The organism is Microcystis sp. M53598_WE2 (assembly GCF_030067735.1).
GTDB lineage: Bacteria > Cyanobacteriota > Cyanobacteriia > Cyanobacteriales > Microcystaceae > Microcystis > Microcystis aeruginosa.
In genome coordinates this window covers 1-3,948 of record NZ_JASJFE010000125.1, presented here as the reverse complement: position 1 = coordinate 3,948, position 3,948 = coordinate 1, and the positions used below count along the sequence as shown (strand labels likewise).

5 protein-coding genes are annotated in these 3,948 nt (G+C 41.0%); 4 read left to right on the top strand and 1 reads right to left on the bottom strand.

Annotated elements, in window-relative coordinates:
* The 3 genes from PX636_RS02880 to PX636_RS02870 form a co-directional block, all read left to right on the top strand.
* Positions 1 to 174, top strand: a 174-nt coding sequence (locus PX636_RS02880) for a DUF29 domain-containing protein (RefSeq protein WP_288116166.1), incomplete at its 5' end; no start/stop codon positions are given.
* A 256-nt stretch (positions 175 to 430) separates the two neighbouring features.
* Positions 431 to 1,060: a calcium-binding protein gene (locus PX636_RS02875; RefSeq protein ID WP_041803828.1), complete on the top strand. Its 630-nt coding sequence runs from the start codon at positions 431 to 433 to the stop codon at positions 1,058 to 1,060.
* 409 nt (positions 1,061 to 1,469) lie between these two features.
* On the top strand, positions 1,470 to 1,922 hold the full coding sequence (locus PX636_RS02870) for a DUF29 domain-containing protein (RefSeq protein WP_288116164.1): 453 nt from the start codon (positions 1,470 to 1,472) through the stop codon (positions 1,920 to 1,922).
* 34 nt (positions 1,923 to 1,956) lie between these two features.
* On the opposite strand, the gene larC is transcribed toward PX636_RS02870, so the two are convergent.
* A complete protein-coding gene (gene larC / locus PX636_RS02865) occupies positions 1,957 to 3,213 on the bottom strand; it encodes a nickel pincer cofactor biosynthesis protein LarC (protein ID WP_288116163.1) in 1,257 nt (418 codons plus the stop codon).
* Here larC and PX636_RS02860 point away from each other — a divergent pair.
* Positions 3,190 to 3,831: an L-threonylcarbamoyladenylate synthase gene (locus PX636_RS02860; protein WP_004163397.1), complete on the top strand. Its 642-nt coding sequence runs from the start codon at positions 3,190 to 3,192 to the stop codon at positions 3,829 to 3,831. The two genes, larC and PX636_RS02860, sit on opposite strands and share 24 nt — an antisense overlap.
* Positions 3,832 to 3,948: the final 117 nt, after the last annotated feature.

Here is a 3,948-nt window from a genome sequence, read left to right as displayed (position 1 = left end):
GATAGTCCTAGCTTAAAACCCTATTTAGCCGATATTTTCGCAGAATGTTATCAAAAAGCAGTGCGAGGGATGGTAAATGAAACTAATTTACCAAAAGAAACTTTTCTGGTTGATTGTCCCTTTAGCCAAGAACAGGTTTTAAAGTGGGATTATCTTCCTGAAAATAGCTTTTGAACAATGGATATAACTAGGGAGGAACAATTATTTGTAGGATGGGTTAGCGGTAGCGTAACATGAGCGGGCGTTGGATTTCATGCTTCAACCAAACCTACGTTCTACGTTCTTTCAAGAGTTCTCTGTCATCATCCCCGTGTCTCCCCGGCCAGGGAGATAAATGTAAAAAATTATTAAATTGTAGCGTACGATACAGTCTGGGGGGGGGTAGAGTGCAGACTGGCCACTATCTACAACTAGACAGGAGGATTAAGTCATGGCTACTTACTACGGTACAAATCTTGCAAACTACTACAACTATATGGGAAGTGAACAACTTTATGCCTATGGTTATGGTGGCAATGATACCATTTACGGTAATACCAACAATGATTATATTGACGGTGGCGACGGCAACGATTATTTGTATGGATGGTCGGGAAATGATCCCCTATGGGGATGGAATGGCAACGATTATTTAGATGGGGGAACTGGTAATGACACTTTATGGGGAGAATCGGGAAATGATACCTTATTAGGGGGATCAGGAAATGATTATCTGAGTGGTGGTAATGGTAATGATCGCTTAATGGGCACTGCTATTACCAACTATTATAACAATGAGTATGACACTTTAGTTGGGGGGGCTGGATCGGACATTTTTGTGCTAGGTAGCGGTGCTGGCAACTATTATCAAGGTAGTGGTTATGCTCTTATTACTGACTATAACGGAGCAAACGACTATATTGAAATATATAGGATTATTAATTCAATTAGCCTATCGAGGGTAAATTGGTTTGGTACTTCTGCTTTAGATACAGCCATCTATCAAGGAGGTGACTTAATTGGAGTCGTTCAAGACAACACCAGCATTTCGTTAACCAGTTCTTACTTTCAATTTGTTTAGCATCGCCTCGTAGGTTGAGTTGAGCGCAATAATAATCTAGAGAAAACTTACACAACCTAATTCCTTGAGAATATTTAAAACCTTTCTATATCTAGAGAACGGGTTTCTTTAAGAAACCCGTTTTTTGGGCTTTTTGTGGTCGCTAATGCTTACTCTTAAATTGCTCGACACAACAGAATAAATATCCTCTTTATTCAGTCAGAAGTATCAGAGAAAACTATCATTTTGCTATGAGTTCTTGGCACTTTGACCACCATTAAATTTATGAGAAAAAAGAGAAAAAAATACCTTGAAGAGTAGATAAATTATGGTAAATACTCTGCATCTCATATTTGTAAAAATATCATCTGGACAAGACACCATTAAGATAGGCACAACGTAAAGATAGAATAGAAGAAACGTTCTCATTATGAAAAATCAATTATCTCAGCTTTATGAAACTGATTTTAATTTGTGGATTGAGCAAACCGTAAATCACTTAAAAAAGGGCAATTTACAGGCCCTTGATTTAGATAACTTAATCGAAGAAATATCCGATATGGGACGTAATAATAGACGGGAGATATTCAGTCGTTTAAAAGTTCTCTTGATGCACTTACTTAAATGGCAATATCAACCGGAAAAACGGACTAATAACTGGATAAATACCATTGATGAGCAAAGAGAACAATTAGAGCTTATTTTCAGGGATAGTCCTAGCTTAAAACCCTATTTAGCCGATATTTTCGCAGAATGTTATCAAAAGGCAGTGCGAGGGACGGTAAATGAAACTAATTTACCAAAAGAAACTTTTCCAGTTGATTGTCCTTTTAGCCAAGAACAGGTTTTAAATTGGGATTATTTTCCTGGAAATAGCTTTTGAACAATAGCAGTTTTATGATAAAATTGCCCGGCTGTCAAGACTGATTTTTTTCTTGCCAAATAGCTAAAGCCATTTGATGAACAGATCGCCAAGGTAGATGATGCTGACGGGCAATTGCGGCACAATCTTCGTATTCTGGTTGTACGGTAATCGGTTGATTAATTGACTCTTTGTAGGCAACTTTTAGCCGAATTTTACCATAGACAGTATCGATCGATTGTATCTCTCTTTTTAAGATTGATCGCTCTTGAATCGTCCTTCTAATGCCTAAAGTTGTGGTTTCCTGAAAGATCATATTTTCACAAATAGCAATTTTATCCAAGGCACAAATTACTGTCAAAAGTATTCCCAAACGGGATTTTTTCATAGTAATTGCTTGACTAAATACATCCAAGGCACCCACTTGTAATAAAGACTCACTTAAGTAGGCGATCGCTTGCGGATTTAAGTCATCAATTTGAGTTTCTAAAACTGCCACGGTTTCGCTTTCATCTAGCTTTTCTGATTCTTTTTTCCCTAACCAAAGCCGGACAAGATTGGGAATCGGTAAATCTTTTGTCCCTGCTCCTAAACCGACCTTTTCTAACTGCATTTTCGGCGGTTTACCGAAACTTTTAGCTAAAGTTGTCACAATAGCTGCCCCCGTGGGTGTTACTAACTCCGCTGCGATGCCATTACTATAAATTGGTACTTGTCGCTGACCGAACAATTGTACTACTGCTGGCACGGGAACCGGTAAACGACCATGGGCGGCCTGAACTGTACCGCCGCCAGTGGGTAGAGAAGAACAGTATAATTCACTCACCGATAGCCAATCCAAACCCAAACAAGTCCCGACGATATCAACAATGGCATCGGTTGCCCCCACTTCGTGAAAATGCACCTTTTCCGGCGCGATCCCGTGAACGGCTCCTTCTGCGATCGCAAGTTGTTGAAAAACCGCTAAACTCCATTCTTGGACTTTCTGGGGTAAATTTGCCTGTTTAATTAAATTTTCGATCTCCGGTAAATGGCGAGCGGGGGTATGATGGTGATGGTGGTGATGATCAGCAGACTTCTCGGCAGTGACATCGACGTGAATCTTAGTGGCAATTTGACCGCGACGATGCACTTTTTCGGCCCTTAACTGATATTCATCCTCAATTCCTAAAGTTTTTAGTTGTGCAATCAGGTATTCTAAGGGGACTCCTAAATCTACTAACGCCCCTAAACACATATCCCCGGCAATTCCCGTGGGACAATCCCAATAGGCGACGATTTTGCTATCATGGCTACTATTTACTCTCTCCATCCGGAAAATCCCCAACAACGTTCTATCCAAGAAATCTGTCATGCCCTTAAAAATGGGGCAATTATGCTTTATCCTACCGATACTGTCTATGCGATCGGTTGCGATCTCAATGTGAAATCCGCCGTCGAACGAGTTCGCCAAATCAAGCAACTATCTAATGATAAACCCTTGACGTTTCTCTGTTCTTCTTTGTCGAATATTTCCGAGTACGCAGTGGTCAGCGATTATGCCTATAAGATTATGCGACGAGTTATACCCGGTCCCTACACTTTTCTCTTACCGGCGACTAAATTAGTGCCGAAAGTGGTGATGAATCCGAAGCGGAAAACCACCGGTATCCGGGTTCCCGATCACGTTATCTGTCGCACTATTCTCGAAACCCTAGAAAATCCCATTATCTCTAGTTCTGCCCATCTTCCCGATCAGGAGGGGGATTTTCCCACCAAGGGATTAGAATCCGCTAGGTTATTCGATGCCCTCGATCATATAGTTGATTTAATTATCGAAGATGGTTCGGCTCCCGGTTCGGAAGTGTCAACAATTGTTGATTTTACCGGCGATCAACCGGATATCGTGCGTCAGGGTTTGGGTTGGCCGGAATTACAACAATGGTTTTAACGAAGGCAGGGGGCAGCAGTCGGGAGTCAGTATTCAGGAGATGGGAGACAGGAGATAGGAGATAGGAGACAGGAGATAGGAGATAGGAGATAGGAGATAGGAGATAGGAGATTATTT

What these genes read in the sequence shown, in the direction of transcription:
- PX636_RS02860 (WP_004163397.1), top strand. Translation starts at nt 3,190, where the DNA reads ATGGCTACTATTTACTCTCTCCATCCGGAAAATCCCCAACAACGTTCT.
- PX636_RS02870 (WP_288116164.1), top strand. Translation starts at nt 1,470, where the DNA reads ATGAAAAATCAATTATCTCAGCTTTATGAAACTGATTTTAATTTGTGG.
- PX636_RS02875 (WP_041803828.1), top strand. Translation starts at nt 431, where the DNA reads ATGGCTACTTACTACGGTACAAATCTTGCAAACTACTACAACTATATG.
- larC (WP_288116163.1), bottom strand. Translation starts at nt 3,213, where the DNA reads ATGGAGAGAGTAAATAGTAGCCATGATAGCAAAATCGTCGCCTATTGG.